Source organism: Kitasatospora sp. NPDC004289 (genome assembly GCF_053602875.1).
In genome coordinates this window covers 96947-116475 of the sequence record NZ_JBSGEL010000025.1, presented here as the reverse complement: position 1 = coordinate 116475, position 19529 = coordinate 96947, and the positions used below count along the sequence as shown (strand labels likewise).

Below are 19529 nucleotides of genomic sequence, written 5' to 3'. Positions count from 1 at the left end.
GCGGTAGCGCTCGGGGTCGGCCCAGGAGACGGGCTCGTCCACGGTGCAGGACAGCACCCGGTCGAGGTCGGCCGGGGTGGTGCTGCGGAAGGTGGCACCGGACGACCCGGTGGCCACCGCCGCCCGGGCCAGGGCCCTGGAGGCGGTGCGGGCCTGGGAGCACACCGCCGCCCACGAGGCCTGGCGGGCCGGGTACTACCCGCTGGACCGGTCCCCGCAGTGGCTGCCGCCCGAGGCCTTCCGCAGCCTCGCCGAGAAGGCCGGCTACCTGAGCGGCAGCGTCGAGCCGGCGGACTCCGGGCCGGCCGCGGACCGGCTCGCGGAGGTCCGCTGGTCCGACGGGCGCGCCCTCGGCCTGGTCGGGCGCTCGCCCCTGGAAGCGCTGCGGGACATGGCAGGGGAGCAGTTCGGCAGCTGCCACGCCGACTGCACCCCGCTGAAGGTGACCGAGATCCGGCCGGCCCGCCGCGAGCTGGGCACCAGCCGGGGCCAGGCCACCGTCCCGGTCTGGGAGTTCGTCTCCCCCGGCTACTCCGAGCCGTTCGTGCTGCCCGCCGTCGCCGCCCAGCGCCGGGCCGACCCGCTCCCGCCCACGGGCTACCCGTCGTCACCGGCCGGCCTGTCGGTGGCGGAGTTCGACGCGCGCACCGCCTCCTGGGACGGCCTCACCGTCAGCGGCACGGTCGAACTCCCGCCCTGCCGACGGGTCTTCCTCAGCGAGGCGTTCGAGACCGAGCACTCCGTGGTGCCGGTGCTGCTGCTCACCGGCACCTCAGGCGCCGACTGCGCCACCACCGGGACCGTGAGCGGGACGGCCACCGTCCGCCTGCGCGCCCCGCTCGGGGACCGGACGGTGCTCGACCTGACCACCGGCGAGCCCCGTCCGGTCCGCCCGGTGCCCTCGTCCGGTGGAACCGACGGCTGACCGGCCGCGTCCGATCGGCGCCGACTCGGCTATCCGGTACGGGGGGACGACCAGATGAGACGCATCACGACACTCGCACTCGCGGCGCTGTTGACGGCGGGCTGCGCCGCCACCGACGCCGGGCACGACATCGACCGCACACCGGTGCCCACGACGAGCGGGACGGCCCTGGAGCGGGCCGCGCAGGTGGCCCGGGAGTGGCCGGGGTCGGAGGCGGAACGGGCCTGGTCCGACGGGTACTACCCGCTGGACCCGCGCCAGGAGTGGCTGCCCCCGGACGCCTTCACCCACGGCGGCAAGACCGCCTACCTCAGCGGGCTGATCGAGCCGGTCACCGCACTGCCCACCGCCGAGGCCACCGCCGAGGTGGTCTGGGTCCACGGCCGGCGGCAGGCCCTGCCGATGATCTCGCCGCGGCAGGTGCTGGACGGGCTGGCCAAGGGCAAGCCCCCGTGCGGGGCGGACTGCGAACCCCCGCTGAAGCTCACGGGGGTGGCCCGGGGCAGCCGCACCGTGGCCACCAGCCGGGGCCAGGCCACCGTCCCGGTCTGGGAGTTCACCATCGCGGGCTACCAGGATCCCTTCGTCTACCCGGCGGTCGCCCCACAACAGCCGCCCCTCGGCCGACCCGTGCAGCGGTGGGCCGACCGGAGCGTGACCTACGAGTCGGTCTCGGCGGACGGACTGACCGTCACGGGCAGGGTGGGGCGGGGCTCCTGCGAGCGGGTGACCGGCACCGAGGCGTACGAGACCGACCGGCTGGTGGTGCTGATCGCCGAGGTGCGGCGGACGCAGCCGCAGCAGCAGCCGTGCACCCTCGTGCTGGTGACGGACCGCGTCACCGTGAAGCTGACCCGCCCGCTGGACGCCCGGCTGGTGCTCGACCTCGCCACCGGCGCCCCGCAGGGGAGCTGGTGAACTGGTGAACTGATGAGCGGCGCCACCTCCACCATCGGACCGGCACCGGACGCCGAGGGGCCCGGGGAGTCGCACGCTCCCCGGGCCCCTGCTGAAGGCGGGTCAGACGGTGACCGGGGCCGGGGCCTCGGTGGTCTCGACGGTCTCGGCCGGGGCCGCCTTGGGCGGACGCGGGATGGCCAGCGCGGCCAGCGCGCCGAGCACCACGACCGCCACGCCGACCCAGACGGCCGGGTGCAGGCCGTCGGTGAACTCCTGGGCGCCGCGCATGCTGCCGTTGGCGGTGAAGACGCTGCTCAGCACCGCGATGCCGAGCGCTCCGCCGATCTCGCGGACGGTGGTGTTGGCACCGGAGGCCTTGCCCCGGTGCTCCGGGCCGACCGCGCCGAGCACCACGGCCGCCGTCGGGGCGATGGCGAATCCCATGCCCGCACCGGCCAGCAGCATCGCACCGACCAGCCGGGAGTACGGGGTGTCCGGGCCGGCCGCCAGGTTGATCCAGGCCAGGCCGCCGGCCTGGAGGAAGAGGCCGAGCGCCATCAGGCGGCCGCCGCCGACCCGGTCGGTCAGCGCGCCGGCGATCGGGGCGATCACCATCGGCATCAGGGTCCAGGCCAGCGTCAGGGTGCCGGCGTGCAGCGGGGTGCGGGGCGGGGCGATCTGCAGGTACTGGGAGAGGAAGAAGATCGAGCCGAAGACCCCGAAGTACATCGAGGCGGAGACCAGGTTGGTCAGGGTGAAGGCCCGGATCCGGTAGAAGCCGAGCGGCAGCAGCGGGTGCGGGGCACGGCGCTCCCAGGCCACGAAGGCGGCCAGCAGCACCGCGGCGACGGCGAAGGCGCCGAGGATCTTCGTGTCGGTCCAGCCGTCCTCGCTGCCGTTGACGATGCCCCAGACCAGGGCGAGCAGGCCGCCGGTGGCCAGCAGCATGCCGACCAGGTCAAGCTTGGCCTTCTCGCCGTGGCTCTCGTTCAGCGCCATCAGGGCGAGCGGGACGGCGACGATGCCGACCGGGATGTTGATCCAGAAGATCCACTCCCAGGCGAGGCCCTCGACCACCGCGCCGCCGACCACCGGGCCGAGCGCGATGGCCAGGCCGCTGACGGCGGACCAGAGGCCGAGCGCCAGGCTGCGCATCTTCTCCGGCACGGCGTTGGAGAGCAGGGTGAGCGAGAGCGGCATGACGGCCGCCGCCCCGAAGCCCTGGATCGCCCGGGCGAGGATCAACTGCCCGCTGGTGTCGGCCAGTCCGCAGCCGATCGAGGAGAGGGTGAACAGCACGATGCCGAGCGCGAAGACCTTGCGGTGGCCGAAGCGGTCACCGAGCGCGGCTCCAGTCAGCAGCAGGCAGGCGAAGCTCAGTACGTAGGCGTTGACGAACCACTGCAGGTCCTGGGTGGTGGCCTTCAGGTCCACCGCGAGGGTGTGCAGGGCGGTGGACACCACCAGGTTGTCCAGCGCCACCATGAACATCGGCAGGCTGCACGCGACGATCGACAGCCAGAGCGGTACCTTGCGCCCGGCGGGGGCGGGTGCGGACATGGCGGGGATCTCCCTTGTCGGGCGGGGCTGTTGGAGGGGTCGGTGGTCAGCCGGCGGCGTCGGTGCGCTGCTGCTCGGCCAGCCGGTTCTTGGCGTCGGGCCAGGTGATCGGGAGCTGCTCGGCGGTGGTGTCCCAGAAGGTGAACACCGACTGCTTGGTCACCTCGCGGAGCCCGGTCATGATCGTGTAGTGCGGTTCGGCCTTGGCGTAGGCGTAGAGCGACTGGCGGTCCTCCCAGGCCGAGAGCGTCCAGAAGACGCCCTTCAGCGGCTGGGCGATCAGCGAGGCGCCGACCGCGCCGGGCGCGGTCTTGACCTGCTTCCAGGCGGCCAGGGACTTGAGGAAGAAGCGCGGCACGTCCTTGAGGGACCGGACCTCCAGCCGGGAGGCCATCACCAGCACCTGGCTGTTCGGGCGAGGGGTGTTGGGGGTGGTCCAGGGCAGCGTGGGCATGCGTCGGCCTTTCGGTGCACTATTGGAGTGTCGCACTATCTATATTAGACAGTGCTGCTACCTAATTTCCAGTGGAGAGCGGAGAAGATGCGGATCTCGGAGCTGAGCCGCCGCAGCGGCGTCCCGGTGGCGACCATCAAGTACTACTTGCGGGAGGAACTGCTGCCCGCCGGGGTGGCCACCTCCGCCACCCAGGCGGAGTACGACGAGCACCACCTCCGCCGGCTCCGGCTGGCCCGCGCCCTGGTCACCGTGCGCGGGCTGTCGGTGTCCACCACCCGGGAGGTGCTCCGGGGCCTGGACGAGCACTCGACCGACGTCCACTTCCTGCTCGGTCTGGCGGTCGGCGCGGTGCCGACCGGCGATGCCGAACCGTCCGTGGACGGACCGCAAGAACCCTCCCCCGCCGATGAGTTGATCTCCGCCATGGGCTGGGAGGTCAGCGAGAAGGCTCCTACCCGCGCCGTGGTCACCGACACCCTCGCCACGCTCAGGGAGCTGGGCCTGCCGGCCGACTGGCAGGCCCTGCTCCCCTACGCCGAGCTGGCCGCGAGCACCGCCGCCCTCGACCTCGACCAACTCGAGGGCGTCCCCGACCCCTTGGAGCGGGTCGAGCGCGCCGTCCTGCTCACCATCCTGATGGAACCCGTCCTGCTCGCCCTGCGCCGGATGGCCCAGGAGAACGAGTCCGCCAAGCGCTACGGCCTCCCCGCCTGACCGGACCTCAGGCCTCGCGGTGGCCCAGTTCCCGCAGGAGCTGGGCCGCCGCCTCCATGCCGGAGGAGAAGGCGGCCTCGTGCGAGCCGATCTGGTCGTGGTAGAGCTGCTTGGAGTGGAAGTAGGAGCCGGCCAGCTTGACCCGGGTGCCCTCGTTCACCTCGTAGATGGTCTGCTGGAGGCGGCGCAGGTCGATGTCGATGACCGGGTGGGAGTAGGACAGTTCGCGGATCACCAGCTCCTCGCGGATCTCGCGCGGGTAGTCCAGGGTGACGAAGTAGTCGGTGGCGGACTCGAAGCCGTGCAGGCGGTTCATGTAGTACGCCACGTACGGGCGGCTGACGCCGTCCACCGCGACCTTGCCGTAGTTCCAGTTGTCCCAGCGGCCGCGGTCGGCCGGCATCGCCGAGGCGTCGGTGTGCAGCACCGCGAGCGAGGTGTTGTAGCGGATCTTCTCCAGGGTGCGCCGCTGCACCTCGTCCGGGTTGCTGAGCAGCTCCCGGGCGGTGTCGCCGTGGGTGGCCAGGATCACGTGGTCGAAGCGCTCGGAGCTGCGCGCGGTGGAGACGGTGACGCCGTCCTCCTCCTGGCGGATGCCGGTGACCGGCTCGGCCAGCCGCAGCTTCGGGTCGATCGCGGCGATCGCCTTGCGCACGTAGGAGATCGAGCCGCCGCTGACGGTCCGCCAGTCCACCTTCTGGCCGCCCAGGCCGCCCTCGTCGTGGGCCATGAAGAAGGCGATCACCGTGGTGGCCGGCATCTCCCAGATCAGCTCGGCCGGCACCGACCAGACCGCGGTGCAGAGCAGGATCACGTAGCCGTACCGGAACTCCTGGCTGTAGCCGCCACGGTCCAGGTACTCGCCCAGCGGCAGGTCGGTGCGCTTGCGCAGGAAGTCCTTGCGGCCCTCCTCGTGGAAGCGGCGGGCCTCGCGCCAGATGGTCTGGAACTCGGCGCCGTAGCGGCCGGTCACCTCCTCCTCCGGCAGGCCCATCTCGACGGTGCCGTACTGCAGGCCGCTGTCCAGGTCGAAGAAGTTGAAGCCGCCCAGGTGCTGGCGGCTCTCCACTCCGAGCTCGGCGAAGAACTTGCTGAGGTTGGGGTAGCTGGGCTGGTTGAAGACCACGAAGGCGGTGTCGATGCCGAGGGTGCGGCCCTCGTCCTCCACCTCGATGGTGTTGGCGTGGCCGCCCGGGCGGCCCTCCGCCTCGAAGAGCGTGATCTCGGCGTGCTCGCGCAGCTTGTAGGCGGCGGAGAGACCGGCCACACCGGCTCCGACGACGGCGACACGGGGCTTGGACATCTGGCTGTTCCTCTTCTACGCGGTTCTACGGGGTGATCCAGGTCTGGTGCAGCCGGCCGGCCGTGCCGTCGGCGACGGCGGTGGCGAGCACGTAGCCGGGTGCGGGGTGGAGCAGGTCGAACTTCCAGTCGGAGTCCGGGGGGTGGAGCGGGTCGTGGAGTCGGATCGGCGGCTGCCAGGGGGCGCTGAGGGCGAAGCCGTCCAGCTCCCGGCGCAGGCCGGTGCCGAGCGCCTTCAGATAGGCCTCCTTGAGCACCCAGTACGCGGCCACCGCCGCCGCCCGGTTCTCCGCGCCGTCCAGCACGGCCCGCTCGGCGGGGGCGAACCAGCGCGGCAGGTGGGTCACCGCGTCCGGCCGGGCCGGGGTGGGCTCCACGTCCACCCCGCAGGTGCGGCCCTCGGTGACCAGACAGGCCAGCAGGCCGTCGGTGTGCGAGAGGTTGAACCGCAGCCCGTGGCCGTCCGGTTCGGCCTCCGGCCGTCCGGAGGCCGCCACCGCGAACCGCCACTCCCCCACCGGGCGGCCGTCCCGGTCGCTCAGTGCGTGGCGGGAGAGCAGTCGGGCACCGAGGTACCGCCTCCGGGCCCCCTCGGTGCGCTGACGGTCCATCCGCTCCCGCTCCGCCCGGGTCAACAGACCGGTGCCGCCGTGGAGTTCGGCGAAGCCGTCGACCGAGCGCTCCGGCAGCAGATAGAGGTGGGCATCGGCAGTGACGGCCGCGGTGGTCACGGCCTGGCCCGGTACGGGGCGGCCGGGCGGCGCTCGGCCGGCTCGGCGAGGGCGGCCAGGCCGACCAGCCGCTTGAGCCACTCGTCCATGGACTGCCGGAAGCCGGTCCGGCAGGGTTCGCAGACCTTGAGGGTGTGGTCCAGCAGCTCCTTGGCGAAGACGCCCTGGCAGCCGTGGCAGACGGCGGTGCGGGGTGCGGTGCGGCGCTCAGCTCTGGGCATGGACGGCTCCGGTCCGTTCGGCGAGCGGGAACTGCCAGTACGAGAACAGCCGGTTGGCCCGGTGCAGGTGCCGCAGCACCCGCATCACCTCGTCCACCTCGGCGGCTCCGGTGACCACCCGGTGCGGCTCGAACTCCTTCGCCAGCCGCTCCAGTTGGAGCAGCAGCAGGGCGCCGCTGGGCAGCGGGTCGTCCAGCGCGGCGTGCGAGTGGACGAAGGTGTGCAGCACCGCGGCGGTGGCGTGCAGGGTCGCGTACTGCTTGGCCAGGTCGAAGAGCTCGGCCGACTGGCCGTACTCCCGGCCGAGTTCGGAGCGCAGCTCGGCGGCCTGCGCGTGCAGGTCCTCGGCCCGCTCCAGCAGCTCGGCGGCCAGCGCGGCGGAGCGCTCCAGCCAGCCGCGCTCCTCACCCTTGGCGGCGGTGGCCAGCTCGCACAGCCGGGACAGCGCGGCCGGCGCGCCGAGCAGCGCGTCGTCCTTGCCGCGGCTGAACAGCTCCTGGTCCCAGGGCCGGTAGAGCGGCAGCTCGCGGTCGATGCCGTAGAGCACGGGGGTGCGCCGCTCGGCCTCGGCCCGGGCCTCTGGGTTGCCCGCGGTGGTGAGCAGACCGTCCAGCTGGAGGGCGATGTTCTTGAGGTTCACCACCGTGTTGCCGTCCGCGAAGATGGCCACCAACAGGTCGCGGAGCATCTTCTGGTAGATGCCGTAGTGCGGATGGGCCCGCAGGTAGAGCCGGGCCCCGAGCACGATGTTCAGCTGGGCCATCGAGCGCTCCAGCAGGGTCGGCACGAAGTACTTGGCGACCGAGGACCAGACGCTGGTCTGCTCCGGCACCAGCTGGAGGCTGCGCACCGCGCCCAGGCTGACCGCGTCGGCGGTCAGCAGATCGGCGAAGACCTCGGTCAACTGCCGCCGGGAGTACGGGATGTCGCTGACCTTCTTGCCGAAGATCTCGCGCTGCTCGGTGAAGTCCAGGGTCACCCGCAGCGCGGTGTCCACCGCCGCCAGCGCCATCGAGCCGATGGTGGTGCGGGCCACCTGGGCGCTCTTCAGCGCGATCTCCAGGCCCTGGCCCTCGTGGCCGAGCCGGGCCGAGTCCGGCACGAAGACCCCGTCCAGCCGGATGCCGCTCATGTCCAGGGCGCGCAGGCCGTGCAGCCGCTCGTTGGGCAGCTCGACCACCGAGCCGGCCGGGGTGTTGCGCTTCTCCACCAGGAAGATCGAGTACCCGGCCGGGCCGCCCTTGGGGTCGGTGCGGGCGAAGACGCTGACCCCGTCCGCCACGGTGGCGTTGCCGATCAGCCACTTCTCGCCGGTCAGCAGGTAGCCGCCCTCGACCTTCTCGGCGCGCATCTCGTTGGCCAGCACGTCGCTGCCGTGGTGACGCTCCGACAGGCCCCAGGCCAGCTTGGTGCCCTGCTTCATCCGGTCGACGACGTACTGCTTCTGCTCGTCCGTCCCGGCGATCCAGGCGGGCATGAAGCTGAGGCTGGTGAGCATCAGCGCGGTGGCCGAGGTCGGGTCGCGGCGGGCGATCAGGCGCAGCAGGTTGAAGCCGACCTCGACGTCACCCGCCTTGCCGCCCTGCGCCTTCGGGATGACGTACTCGTGCACGCCCCAGCGCTGGAGCAGGTTGACGAAGGCGTAGGGGAACTCCTCCCGTTCGTCGTGGGCCAGGATCTGCTCGAACGGCATGCTGCTGTCGGGGTCGTGCGGGTCGCCGAGCTGCTCTTCGAGCCGCGCGGCGAGCTCGGTCAGGTCTGCCTTCGGCACGGTGGTTCGCTCCTGTGGATCGGTGGTGCCATCAGATGAGTTGGACCGGGACGGCGGAGAACAGCCGGCCCCGCCCGTACAGGTCCCGGACGGTCGCGAGGGCCGGCAGCAGCTCGGCCTCACGGCGGCGGACGGGGGTGCCCTCGGCGCGGGAGAGCAGGTAGGCGAGCACCGCGGTCAGCCAGTCCGGGCGGCCGAGCACCTCGTTCTCCCGGTTCACCACCCACAGGTGCAGGCAGGCGGCGGCCGCGTGCAGCCAGGCGAACCGCTCGGCCAGGTCGACCAGCTCGTTGCCCTTGGGGTCGGCGGTGGAGACCTGGACCGAGAGGTCGGCCAGGTGGCGGTGGATCGGCCCGGTGTCCGGCAGGCCCGCGGTCACCAGGTCCCGGCCGCGGGCGTTCAGGTCGAGGCGGCCGAGCTCGAACGGCGGCAGCTCGGCCTGGAGGTCGAAGACCTCCCGGACCGCCCTCGGATCCGCGTCGATCCCGTTCAGCCCCCGCATCAGCGCCGGGAGTTGTCCGGCGAAGGAGCGCAGGTTGGCCACCGTGGAGGTGTCCACCACCCGCACCAGCGCGGCGTCCCGCTGGAGCTTCTGGAAGATCCCGCCGCCCGGGCCCTCGGTGCGCAGCACCGAACGGGTGGCCAGCACGGTGGCGCAGCGCCCCATCGCGTCCTCCACCGCCTCGGCCACCACGTGCTTGGCCGCGCAGCCCCAGACGCTGAACTGCTCCGGCGCCACGTGGATGCCGCGGGCCGCCGCCAGGGCGACCGCGTCGGCGGCCAGCAGGGCCGCCGAGGCGATCGCCAACTCGCGGCGGGGGTAGGGGGATTCGACCAGTTCGGTGCGGCCGATCCGGCGCTCGGTGGCGAAGTCGAGGGTGAGGCGCAGCGCGGTGTCGGCGCAGCCGAGGCTGCCGGCGGTGCTCATCAGCCGCACCACCTGCTGCGCCTTGACCGCCGCCTCCAGCGCCTCCCCCTGACGGCCCACCAGCTCCTCGGCGGCGACGGGGTGCCCCTCGAACCGCAGGTGCGCGAAGTCGATCCCGCGCATGCCGCCGGTCGGCACCTCGGGGCCGCGCTCCACCCCGCCCAGACCGGTGAGGACGGCCGAGAACGCCCCGGGCCCGCGCTCGCCGGTCCGGGCCACCACGTACGCCGCCTCACTGCGCTGCCCGAGCCCGACCATCCACTTGGCCCCGTCCAGGCGCCAGCCGTTGCCCGCCGGCGTGAGCCGGGCCTCGTTGGCCAGGAGGTCGCTGCCGTGGTCGGCCTCCGACATCGCGAAGGCGACGGAGCCGCCGCGGCGGAGGACCTCCGCCACGCGTTCCTGCTGGGCGGCCGAGCCGTGGAGCTGGACGCAGGTGGCGGCGGTGATCGAAAACATGGTGCTGGGCATGACGTTGAGGTCCCGCCGGGCGGCGGTGCGGACCAGGGTCAGGCTGCGGTCGAAGCCCTCGAAGGCGCCGCCCAGATCGCGCGGCAGGTAGTTCAGGTGGAAGTCGTGCTTGCGGAGCGCAGCGGCGAGCTCCTCCGGGTACTCCCCCGCCTCGTCCCGCCGCACCGCCGCCGCCCAGCCGTACGGGTTCTCCGGGTCGGCCGGGTCACCGAGCTCGCGGTCCAGCTCCTCGGGCGTCACCGCGGCACCGGCCGGTAGTCGCCCGCCGTGGCGGGGATCCGCACGCCGGCGGTGCGCAGCTGCGCGACCCGGGTGTGGAAGGCCGCGCCGTGCATCAGGTGGTGGGCCACGTCGGCCACCCGGCGGTTGCCGGGGGTCTTCAGGTAGCTGCCGGTCACCCAGTCGTTGAAGCTGCCCATCGCCGGGCCGCACCAGACCTGGTAGTCCAGGGTGCGGTCCGGGTCACCGACCACCGACCAGCGCGAGGACATGCCCAGGTACCAGCGGAAGACCAGCGCCATCCGCCGCTTGGGGCTGCCCTCGGCCCGGGCCAGCTGCTCGGGGTCGCGCCGCCGGAAGTAGCCGACGCACTCGTCCCAGACCTCGGCCAGCGGGCGGCGGAACACCTGGGTCTCCAGCCGGGCCCGCTCCTCGGCCGGCAGTGCCTCCAGCCCGTCGTAGGCCTGGTACAGCTCGTAGAGCCGCTTGGCCCGCATCGGGAAGAGCGTGCCCTTCTTCAACACCTGGAGCTCGACGCCGAGTTCGAACATGTCGGCGGCCGGCGCCATCTCGCAGTCGGCGATCCCGGCCTCGGCGAGCATCGCCTTGGCCGCCTTGGAGGCGCCGGACTCCACGCAGGACTGGTTGACCGAGCCGGTCACCACGTACGCGGCGCCCATGGCGAAGGCGGCGGCCACCGCCGTCGGGGTGCCGAGGCCCCCGGCCGCGCCGACCCTGATCTGGGCGGGGTAGCGGTGCTCGCGCTGGACGGTGTCGCGCAGCCGCAGGATGGAGGGCAGCAGGGCGGGCAGCGGGCGGCGGTCGGTGTGACCGCCGGAGTCGGCCTCCACCGTGATGTCGTCGGCCATCGGCACGTGGCGGGCCAACTCGGCCTGCTCCGGGGTGATCAGACGCTCCGCCAGCAGCGCGCCGACCATGGCGGCCGGAGCGGGTCTCATGAAGCGCTCGGCGGTCTCGGTCCGGGAGATCTTGGCGATCAGCCGGTGCTCGGCGAGCACCCGGCCGTCCGGGCCGGGCCGCAGCCCGGCCAGCCGCCAGCGGACCACGTGCGGGGTGAGCGCCATGAAGGCGGAGGCCTCCACGCAGCGCACGCCGTAGCGCAGGAAGAGCTCGACCGCCTCGCGCTCCAGTCGCTCCTCGCTCGGGCTGTGGATCAGGTTGACGGCGAACGGCAGGCCGGGGATCTCGGTGGCGAAGCGGGTGAGCGCCTGCTCGATGGTCTCCGGCAGCAGGCCGGCCGCGCCGAAGGAGGCCAGGTAGCCCTCCTTGGCGAGGGCGATCACCAGGTCGGCGGAGGCGATGCCGCCGGCCATCGCACCGGCCAGGTACGGCTGGCGGACGCCGTGCGCGGCGCGGAACTCGGGCGAGCCGAGCCGGTCGGCGGGCAGCGGCGGGACGGCGGCCAGCAGCGGCAGTCCACCGCCGGCGCGGGCGCCGCGCGCGGCGGGGTGGCCCTCGGCGACGGCGCCGATGCCCTCGGGGGTGCGGACGATGAAGCAGGGGCGGTCCAGTGCGGCCAGGGCCTGGTAGATGCCCGGTGAGTCGGTGGCGGGGTAGCTCTCCCCGTACCAGCGGAGCGGTGTCTCCAGCGTGTCCATGGGTGGGGTCTCTGTCTCCTAGCTGGGGAAGGGGCTTGCCGGGCCGAGGACCGACCCGGCAAGCCCCGGGTGTCTGGTGAGCCGTCAGACGGCGTCGGAGCGGACCTCGATGGCCACGTCGGTGAGTTCGTAGATCCGCAGGCCGGGCTTCCAGAGGTCGGCGTCGGCGATCACGACCACCCGGCCGGGCTCGCGGCGGACCTCCTTCACGTGCACGTCGAAGCTCAACTCGCGGTCGTGGCGCAGGATCTGGCCGCGGTACTTCCAACTCATCGGCACGTCCACGGCCAGCCCGAAGCGGGGCTGCTCGATCCCCTCGGCCAGGCCCTGCTCCAGGGCGAAGAGCCGCAGGCCCTGGAGGATCGCCTCCACCCCGAGCGAGCCGGGCATCACCGGGTCGCGGTGGAAGTGGCAGTCGAAGTACCACTCGTCGGGGCGGACCTCGCGGTGCCCGTGCAGGTAGCCGGCCCCGAACCTGCCGCCGCCCTCGACCAGGTCGACCCGGTCCACCAGGGCGTAGTGCTCGCCCGGCAGGTGCAGCCGTCCACCGGTCGGGTCGGTGAACGCCGGTGCGTCCGAGGGGAGTTCGATCCGGCGCACGTTCGCCGGCTGCTCCTGCTCGATCCACGGGGCCACGTACGTCCCCGCGTCCAGGCCCACCTGGTTGGCCAGCGCCGCGTCGCTGAAGTAGCCGAACAGCGACTCGCCGACGTAGAACACCTCGCCGTCGGCGGAGAGTTCGTAGCTGAAGTTCTGCAGCACCGCGCCGGACATGGCGCTGGTCATCAGCAGCTTGGAGTGGTGGCGGATGGTCTTCCCGCGCAGGTCCAGGTCCTTGACCAGGGTGGCCTTGCCGTCCAGGTTGCGGATCGCGTACTGCTCCTCCGGGCGCTTGAGGGTGGCGCCCAGGTAGTAGCCGAGCAGGATGGCGGCCTGCAGCGAGGTCTCCATGTAGACCGCGTTCGGCATGTGCGGGTGGGCGTTCTGGGTGTAGTACCAGGCGTCCGCCGGGGAGTCGTACTCGGTGACCATCTCCGAGCCCGGGTTGAGGTCGCCGCGGGTGCCGTCGAGCCGCATGATGCGGTCGACGAACTGGAAGTCCCCGTTGGGGATGTAGGGCGCGCGACTGTTCGCGTAGACGTCGAACTCGGGGCCCATCGCGGTGCCCAGGTCGCCCTTGGCGGCGTGCGCCAGGTGCAGCTCGTTGATCATCGCGGGCTCGCCGCTGCGGTTGCGCCGGCCGAGGAAGACCGGGACGCCGCCCGCCTCCGGACGGTACGGGGTGCCCTCCTTCTCCCGGATCTGGATGCCGAAGTTGTGCATCCGGATCACCGGCTTGTCGCCCAGGTAGACCAGGATGTCGGCGATCACCGAGGGGCGCGGGAGCAGGGTCAGCTCCATCACCTCGATCTCGTAGCGGATCTCGCTGTGCTGCGGGGTGATCTGACCGCGCACCTGGACCTCGGTCTGCAGGCCGATGATGGTCTGGAAGCGCGCGTCCGGCAGCACCAGGTGCATGCCCTGGTGGAGCAGGTAGGCCTGCAGGGCCTGCACCGCGCCCTCGGCCACCATGGAGCCGGCCAGCACCGGGTCGTCCGGGAAGTGGCACTCGAAGTACCAGGCATCGGGCTGCAGTTGCTTGCTCGCGGTGAGCAGGCCGAGGCCGCGCGGGCCGCCGGTGCGGTCGATGTGCAGCTCGTCGATCATCCGCAGCCGGGCGTCCGGCAGCCGCAGCGCCGGGTTCATCCCCTCGTCCTGCGCGTGGTGCGGGCCGAACACCTCCCCGGGCTTCCCCTGGGCCAGCAGCTCCAGGTCGGCGGCGGTCAGGTCGTTGTGGCCGGTCTCCGCCAACGGCTTGAACCAGGTCTTCTTCAGCGCGGCCCGCTCGGCCTTCTGCTTCTCGGTGATGACCACGCCGAGCGGGGTCTCCAGCTCCTGCTGGCTGAAGAAGCCGGCGCAGGCGTCCTTGAGCTCCAGGATCAACTCGCCGTCCGCGTAGCAGAGGTAGGAGAAGAAGAAGATCGTGGTCTCGCCCTGGGTGACGAAGCGGTTGATCGAGATGTCGTAGCGCAGGGTCTGCCCGGCCTTCGGCAGGTCGCCGTGGAAGACCAGGGTGGAGTCGAGCAGGCGGTAGACCCGCTTGCCCTTGTTCTTGAAGTCGATGCCGAGGTAGCTGATCAGCAGCAGGTCGCACTGCCCGGCCTCGATCGCCACAGCCGGCGGCACACCGCCGTCCACCGTGTACCAGGCGTCCTCGGGGACGTCGTACTCGGTGCGGATGAAGGAGGGCTGGTAGACGCCGGTCTCCGCCTTGAGGTCGGTGACCCGGGTGACGAAGTGGTAGGGCTCGGCGGGCAGGCGCACCCGCTTGCCGTAGGAGTCGATCTCGGCGAACTCGGCGCCGAAGACCTTGGCCAGGCTGCCGGTGGCGAACTCCAGCAGGTCGGCCTGGTCCCAGATCACGCCGGCGGGCTTGGCCGGGGCGGCGGGCTGCGGGGTGACCGGCGGCAGCACGGCGGCGGGCAGCACCACCGGCGCGGCGGGCAGCGCCGGGGCCTGAGCCGGAGCCGGGGCCTGCGGGACGGTGGTCTCGATCGCGAAGGCGATCGGCTCGGGGGCCGGGAGCACCGGCAACCCGGGCTGCACGACCGGCGCCTGGGAGAGCAGGGCCTCGGCCCGGCTGAGGGTGGACTCCTGGAGCACCCGCTGGGTCTCCATCACCACCGAGTGGGTGGCGAGCAGCTGCTCGCGCAGCTCGCGGACCAGCTGGCCCGCCGGACTGACGCCGGGCTGCGGCGCAGCCGCCTGCGGAGCGGTGGCCTGCGAAGCGGTGGCCTGCGGAGCGGTGGCGGCCACGGACTGCCGCGCGGGCAGCTGGGCCACCGGGGCCGCCTCGGGCTCTGCCCAGGGCAGGAAGGAGATCGGCTCGCCGTCGAAGGTGATGACCTCGGGGTCGGCGACTGACGGATCGACAGGCATCGGGGGCTGGCCCTCCACGGGAACGGGACCGGACGGTCCGGGGGACGGCGGGACGACGGCGGACGGCCGTACCGGCGGGGTGGGCGGGGCGGCGGGCGCGGCACTCACCGCAGGAGGCCCGGCCATGATCGCGACGGGCCCGGACGCACCGAGGGCGGTCACCTGCCCCGGCTGTGCGGGCGAACCCGCCCCGGCAGGAGCGGCGGCGGCCGGACCGGCCGCAGCGCCCGCACCGGGCCGCGCGGCCGCACCCGTACCGGGCAGCTCGATCGAGGCGACCGTTGCGCGCGGAGCGGCCTGGCTCGCCTGACCGACCGGCGCGGCCGCCTCGGCGCGGCGGCGCCGGGCGGAGACGGCGGGCGGGGCACTGGACGCGGCGGTGGCGGCGAGCGGTGCGCCCGGTGCGATGCCGACGCCCGCGAAGGCGGCCGGGGCACCCACCGCGCCGCTGACGACCGGCCTGGCCGCGGCGGCCACGGCGGCCGGGATGGACGGGCCGCCGCCGACCGGGAAGCGCAGGCGCTTCCGCCCCTCCGGGGCGGGCAGCTCACCGAGCAGCCCGGACAGGTCGAGCGGGACGCCGTGCGCCACCAGCCGGGCCGCCAACTGGGCGATCGCCTTGGTGGCGGGCACCCCGCGCCGGTCGACCGAGACCGCCACGTGCGGGTGCTCGGCGCCCAGCGACTCCTTCACCCAGCGGGTGCAGGTGGAGCTGGGGCCGACCTCCACGAAGTAGCGGAAGCCCTGCTCGTACGCGGTGCGGGTGAGCTTGGGGAAGTCGATGGTGGAGCGGAGCGTGTGCGCGATCCGCCCGGCGACCGTCTCCCGGTCCAACTCCCCCACCGTGCCGTAGTCGTAGGCGGTGAAGAGGTCCAACTCCCCGACCGGGCCGACCGGGTGGTCATTGAGCTCGGCCAGGCCGGCCAACTCCCCGTCCACCACCGGGCAGTGCATCACCGAGTTGACGGGCGAGCGGGCCGAGGGGCAGCCGAGCTCGGCGATCAGCGCCTTGCACTGGTCGGGTGCCCCGGCGATGACCACCTCGTTGGGGGTGTTGACGTGGGTCAGGTACACCCGGTCGTACGAGGCCATCGCGGCCCGCACGTCCTCCGCCCCGGCCAGCAGCACGTGGCTGCCCCAGACCGCCGAGTCCGGCGCGTCCTCGGCCAGGCCCCACAGCTCACGGACCGTCCGGCGCGGCCCGCAGAGCCGGTCCTTGAAGAGCGGGGTGGCGCTGATCCGGTCGTCCCGCCGGGCCTCCCGCAGCCAGCCGCCGGTGGCGAACAGCATGCTGCTCTCCCCCAGGCTGTAGCCGAAGGCGCCGTGCGCCCTGACTCCGAGCAGCTCACGGACCAGGTCGGTGTAGAGGATCGCGAAGCTGGTGCCGGTGGCCAGCATGAACGGCAGGTCGCCGCCCAGCTTCTCCTCCAGCCCCATCAACTCCCGCTTCCCGAGCGGCTGCTGGGAGCGCGGGTGGAGCAGCGCGGAGCGGAAGGCGCGGTCCGGCTGCTCGGCCTCGGCCTCGAAGCGGGTGAGCAGGCCGGGGAAGGCGCGGAACAGGTCCCGGCCCAGCCCCGGATAGGAGTTGAAGGCCCCGGGGTAGACCAGCGCGACCTTGCCCTCCGGGCCGATCGGCCGCGCGGTGGCGTAGCTGCCGGCCGGCGTGGCCCACTCCTCGCCCCGCGCGAACACCCCGGGCAGGTCCCGCCGGGCGGCGGTGAGCTGCGCGGTGAGGCTGTCCGCGTCGGTGCCGACCAGCACCGCGCGCACGGTCCGACCGGGCGTCAGGCGGCGGCTCGCGGCCACCGCCAAGGCGTACGGGTCGGCGTTGACCGAGAGCAGGTCGAGGTGGCGGTCCAGTTCGGCCAGCAGCCCGGCGCGGTCCTCGGCGCCGAGGGCCAGCAGCACCGGGCCGCCCGCCCGCCGCCAGTCCCGTTCCACGCTCGCGCCGCGGGTCCGACCGGCGGAGAGCACCAGGTGTCCGTGCGCCCCGCCGCTGCCCAGGAAGCTGACCGCCGCGTACCGGCGGGCCGAGCGCTCGGCCCGCAGCCACGGGCGGGACTCACCGGGCAGGTGGAAGCCCGCCGCTGCGAAGGTCTCCGCGTGCTCCTCGGCCGGGCCGCGCCAGTTGGGCACCCCCGGCAGGTAGCCGTGGTGCAGGGCCAGCACGGCGCGCAGCAGCCCGGCCATGGTGGCCGCGCCCTGGGTGTCGCCCAGCTGGGCCTTGCCGCTGCCGAGCGCGGGCTCGCAGGCCCCGGCCGGGTAGACGGCGGCCAGCGCGGTCAGCTCGGCCGCGTCCTGCTCCGGCGTGCCGCCGGCGTGGGCTTCCAGGTAGCCGACCGCGGCCGGGCCGACCCCGGCGAGCGCCAGGGCCTCGCGGGCCGCCTCGGCGAACAGCGCCGGGTCGGCCTCGGGAAGCTCCCCGGCCACCGGGACGGCGTGCCGCACCACGGCGGCGTCCAGCCGGGCGTACACCTGGCGGTCGCTCCCGGGGCGGGCCACCACCACGGCGCCGGCTCCCTCACCGATCCGCCAACCCTGACTGCCCGCGCCGAAGCTGAGGCCCGCTCCGGTCACCGGGGCGTCCCCCCGCAGCAGCAGCGACTCGGGCGAACCGGCCAGGTCCACGGCACCGACCAGCACCGCCTCGATCTCCGGGTCGAGCAGCAGCAGCCGGGCGATGTCCAGCGCCTCGGCGGTGCCGGCGCCGTCGGAGGAGATGGTGAAGGAGGGGCCGGTCAGGTTCCACAGGGCGGAGATCCGGCTGGCCATGATGTTGCCGATGTAGCTGAGCACCTCGTTGGCCACGATCGGCTGGTGCACGCCGTCCCGGGCCGCCGCGGCCAGCTGCTCGACCTGCTGGTCCGTCAGCTCCAGACCGGCCGCCGCATACGCCTCGCGCAGCCGCCCGGCCAGGCCGTGCCGGGCCAGGTGCAGGTGGGCGCTGGGCTCGATCTCCATCGCGACCACCACCGCGACCCGGCGCGGGGCCGGCACCGACTGGCCCTCGGCCGGGGTGCGGGCGAAGCCCGCGTCGGCCAGCGCCTCGTCGGCCACCTTGGCCATCAGGGCGTGCTGGAGGTTGTAGTTGCGCAGGTCGGCCGGAGGGATCCGGTAGTCCACCGGGTCGATGGCCACCTGGTCGACGAAGCCGCCCTCCGGCACCGGGCCGGACTCCATGCCGCGCCAGCGCAGTTCGGGCAGCGTACGGAACGCGTCGGCGCCCTCGTGCAGGGCGCGCTCGAACTCGGCCACCGTCTCCAGGGTGCCGAAGTGTGCCCCGAGGCCGACGATGTCCAGCGCGGGCGCCTCCACCGGCTGCGCCTCGGCCACTTCCTCCGCCGAGTTCGACAGCACCACGTGGGCGTTGGTGCCGCCGAAGCCGAAGGCGGAGACCGCCGCCCGGCGCGGGCCCTCGTGCGCGGGCCAGGCCGTCCGCTCGCGCACCAGGGCGCCGCCGACGGTGGCGTCCACCGGGGTGTCCACCCCGACGGTGGGCGGGAGTTCGCCGTGCTGCATGGCCAGGATGACCTTGAGCAGACTGCTCAGCCCGGCCACCGTCAGCAGGTGCCCGATGTTGCCCTTCACCGAGCCCAGCAGCGGCACCTTGCCGTGGCCGCCGAACCAGCGGGCCACCGACTCGGCCTCGGTGGAGTCACCGGCCGGGGTGCCGGTGGCGTGGCACTCCAGGTAGTCGATCGCGGTCGGCTCGACCCCGGCCTCGGCGTAGGCGAGCTGGTAACTGCTGTGCTGCCCGGCCGCGTTGGGGAGCAGCAGGTGACGGCCGGCGCCGTCGTTGGTGAGCCCGATGCCGTCGATCACGGCGTGGATCCGGTCCCCGTCGCGCTGGGCGTCGGCGAGGCGCTTGACCGCCACCATCCCGGCGCCCTGGCCGGTGAGGATGCCCGCCGAGGAGGAGTCGAAGGGCTGGCTGAAGCCGTTCTCCGGGTAGGCGTGCAGATCGGAGAAGGAGAGGTGGATCAGGGTGGGGTCGGGGGCGCAGACGCCACCCGCCAGCACCAGGTCCGCCTGGCCGGCCGCGAGTTGGTCGCAGGCCAGCTTGAGCGCGTAGAGCGCGGAGGAGCAGGCGGCGTCCAGTGCGAAGCGCGGACCGCCGAGGCCCAGGGCCGCGCCCGCGACCCGGGCCGGAGCGCCGCTGACCCGGGCGTCGGCGGGCTCGGCGGCGGCCGGCTCGGGCAGGTCGAGGCCGGGCAGGCCCGCCTCGCGCAGACCGGCCAGCACGGCGCGGTCCACCAGCGGCAGGCTGATCCGGGCCGAACCAGGCGTCGGGAACGAGTAGTTGCCCATGATCAGGCCGGTCCGGGCCAGCAGCTCCGGGCGTCCGTCGGCACCGCTGTCGCGCAGCGCCTCGCGGGCCACGTGCAGGGTCCAGTGGAAGACCCGGTCCAGCCCGGCCAGCCGGTCGGCGTCCAGCAGGTAGCCGGTGGGGTCGAAGTCGAAGCCGGAGACGAAACCGCCCCGGCTGCAGTAGATGCGGTGGGCCGGGTCCTCGTCGCGGGGGTCGGCCCGCGGGCCGAACACCTCCGCGCCGCCCTCCCGGCGGCTGTCCACGCCCGCGCTCAGGTTCTGCCAGAACTCGGCGGGCGTGGCCGCGCCGGGGAAGAGGCAGGAGAGGCCGACAATGGCGTACTTGCTCATGGAAGCTGTGGTCCTTTCCGGAGCCTGACGGGGCCGGGGCCCGGCCGGCCGCCCACGGGGGACGGCCGGCCGGACC

General features: G+C 73.5%; 12 protein-coding genes. 3 read left to right on the top strand and 9 right to left on the bottom strand.

Annotated features, from left to right (window positions below):
• Positions 1-109 precede the first annotated feature (109 nt).
• Both ACWEPF_RS19025 and ACWEPF_RS19020 read left to right on the top strand, forming a co-directional pair.
• Positions 110-925, top strand: coding sequence for a hypothetical protein (locus ACWEPF_RS19025; protein WP_452173494.1), 816 nt, complete (start codon positions 110-112; stop codon positions 923-925).
• A 54-nt stretch (positions 926-979) separates the two neighbouring features.
• Positions 980-1843 (top strand): hypothetical protein, encoded by an 864-nt coding sequence (locus ACWEPF_RS19020; protein WP_452173493.1) that lies wholly within the window; start codon positions 980-982, stop codon positions 1841-1843.
• Positions 1844-1945: 102 nt separating this feature from the next.
• Here the strand turns inward: ACWEPF_RS19020 and ACWEPF_RS19015 are convergent, their stop codons facing one another.
• Complete coding sequence (locus ACWEPF_RS19015; protein ID WP_345284292.1) at positions 1946-3385, bottom strand: MFS transporter; 1440 nt, start codon at positions 3383-3385, stop codon at positions 1946-1948.
• A 46-nt stretch (positions 3386-3431) separates the two neighbouring features.
• Positions 3432-3839: a DUF3291 domain-containing protein gene (locus ACWEPF_RS19010; RefSeq protein WP_345284294.1), complete on the bottom strand. Its 408-nt coding sequence runs from the start codon at positions 3837-3839 to the stop codon at positions 3432-3434.
• 87 nt (positions 3840-3926) lie between these two features.
• Between ACWEPF_RS19010 and ACWEPF_RS19005 the strand changes: the two genes are divergently transcribed.
• Positions 3927-4556: a MerR family transcriptional regulator gene (locus ACWEPF_RS19005; protein ID WP_452173492.1), complete on the top strand. Its 630-nt coding sequence runs from the start codon at positions 3927-3929 to the stop codon at positions 4554-4556.
• A 7-nt stretch (positions 4557-4563) separates the two neighbouring features.
• Here the strand turns inward: ACWEPF_RS19005 and ACWEPF_RS19000 are convergent, their stop codons facing one another.
• The 7 genes from ACWEPF_RS19000 to ACWEPF_RS18970 all read right to left on the bottom strand — a co-directional run bounded on the left by ACWEPF_RS19000 (position 4564) and on the right by ACWEPF_RS18970 (position 19453).
• On the bottom strand, positions 4564-5859 hold the full coding sequence (locus ACWEPF_RS19000) for an NAD(P)/FAD-dependent oxidoreductase (RefSeq protein WP_345284297.1): 1296 nt from the start codon (positions 5857-5859) through the stop codon (positions 4564-4566).
• A gap of 25 nt (positions 5860-5884) precedes the next feature.
• Complete coding sequence (locus ACWEPF_RS18995; RefSeq protein WP_452173491.1) at positions 5885-6589, bottom strand: 4'-phosphopantetheinyl transferase family protein; 705 nt, start codon at positions 6587-6589, stop codon at positions 5885-5887.
• A complete protein-coding gene (locus ACWEPF_RS18990) occupies positions 6586-6810 on the bottom strand; it encodes a hypothetical protein (protein ID WP_449797368.1) in 225 nt (74 codons plus the stop codon). Before ACWEPF_RS18990 ends, ACWEPF_RS18995 begins: the two co-directional genes overlap by 4 nt.
• Positions 6797-8581, bottom strand: a complete 1785-nt coding sequence (locus ACWEPF_RS18985; RefSeq protein ID WP_452173490.1) for an acyl-CoA dehydrogenase family protein — start codon at positions 8579-8581, stop codon at positions 6797-6799. The genes ACWEPF_RS18990 and ACWEPF_RS18985 overlap by 14 nt, the downstream gene beginning before the upstream one ends.
• A gap of 31 nt (positions 8582-8612) precedes the next feature.
• Positions 8613-10217: an acyl-CoA dehydrogenase family protein gene (locus tag ACWEPF_RS18980; RefSeq protein ID WP_452173489.1), complete on the bottom strand. Its 1605-nt coding sequence runs from the start codon at positions 10215-10217 to the stop codon at positions 8613-8615.
• Positions 10214-11815, bottom strand: a complete 1602-nt coding sequence (locus ACWEPF_RS18975) for a PfaD family polyunsaturated fatty acid/polyketide biosynthesis protein (RefSeq protein ID WP_345284311.1) — start codon at positions 11813-11815, stop codon at positions 10214-10216. The genes ACWEPF_RS18980 and ACWEPF_RS18975 overlap by 4 nt, the downstream gene beginning before the upstream one ends.
• Before the next feature lie 84 nt (positions 11816-11899).
• Positions 11900-19453, bottom strand: a complete 7554-nt coding sequence (locus ACWEPF_RS18970) for a beta-ketoacyl synthase N-terminal-like domain-containing protein (protein ID WP_452173488.1) — start codon at positions 19451-19453, stop codon at positions 11900-11902.
• Positions 19454-19529 lie beyond the last annotated feature (76 nt).